Genomic DNA, 1,293 nt, shown 5'->3' with positions numbered 1-1,293 from the left:
TGGACACCCGCAAGAACCTACCGCGCTTGCTGATTTTATGATTCCATCTCCCCTCGGCGCACGGGGCGGATTGCGATGGAACAGCGGTCGTTTTTCGGGTTGTCGGAGCATCTGGAGCGGCTGAGCCAGATCGGCGATCCGCTGGAGACGCTCGAAGCGACGATCGACTTTGAGTATTTCCGTGGCTGGCTGGTCGAGGGCCTTGGCTACGGCGATGGCGCCAAGGGCGGGCGCCCGCCCTTCGATCCGGTCTCGATGTTCAAGGCGCTGATCCTCCAGGCGCAGCACAATCTCAGCGACGCGAAGATGGAGTTCATGATCCGGGACCGTCTGTCCTGGATGCGCTTCCTGCGCTTTGATCTCGGCGGCCCGACGCCCGACGAGAACACGATCCGCCACTTCCGCAACAGGCTGACCGAGACCGGTACGCTGCGGCGGGTGATGAAGGCCTTCGACTGGCAGCTTCAGAAGAAGGGCTACATCCCAATGTCGGGGCAGATCGTCGACGCCTCCCTCGTGCCGGCGCCCAAGCAGCGCAACACGTACGCGGAGAAGGAGGCGATCAAGGCTGGCAGGACGGCAAAGGAGATCTGGCCCGACGAACCCAGCAAGGCAGCGCAGAAGGACGTCGATGCGCGCTGGACGCTGAAGATCGGCGGCAAGATCCGGTATCGGCCCGACGGCACACCCTTGCCGCAGATCGCCTTGCCGGTCTTCGGCTACAAGACCCACATCGCGATCGATCGGCGCTTCGGCTTCATCCGGGAGAGCGCGGTGACCTCGGCGGCGCAGGCCGATGGGCGGATGCTGACGCGCCTGGTGACGACGCAGAACACCTCCTCCGAGGTCTGGGCCGACAGCGCCTACCGGTCACAGACGAACGAGAAAAGCCTGGCGGCGAAGATGCTGGTCAGCCGCATCCATCGCCGCAAGCCGCCAGGACGACCGATGCCAAAGCATGTCGCGCGCGCCAATGCCGGCAAGTCGGCGATCCGGGCTGCGGTCGAGCACGTCTTCGCCCACCAGAAGAACAGGTTCGGCCTCTTCATCCGCACCATCGGCCTGGCGCGCGCCGAGGCCAAACTCACGCTCGCCAACATCGCCTACAACTTCGACCGCCTGATCTTCCACGAACGGGCAAAAGCCATGGGATGAATCTGCCCAGGGCGGATGAAAATCGCCGAAATCGGCACAAAGCGCCGGCCCTCAGGCAGCCCGAAGCCGATCATCAGGCAGACATTGCACCGAACCCATCAGAGCGCCAGAAATCGGAGGGTTCTTGCGGGTGTCCAG

The 1,293-nt window shown here is 64.0% G+C and carries 1 protein-coding gene; it reads left to right on the top strand.

All coding sequences use genetic code 11. The annotated features are described in order from the left end of the window. The first annotated feature begins 75 nt into the window (after window positions 1–75). Complete coding sequence (locus ACFPN9_RS27845) at window positions 76–1,155, top strand: transposase (protein WP_377817951.1); 1,080 nt, start codon at window positions 76–78, stop codon at window positions 1,153–1,155. Window positions 1,156–1,293 lie beyond the last annotated feature (138 nt).

It is taken from the genome of Allobosea massiliensis, from assembly GCF_042655245.1.
Taxonomy (GTDB): domain Bacteria; phylum Pseudomonadota; class Alphaproteobacteria; order Rhizobiales; family Beijerinckiaceae; genus Allobosea; species Allobosea massiliensis.
Note: the sequence above shows the minus strand (reverse complement) of the source record. Positions and strands in the feature narration are given on the sequence as shown.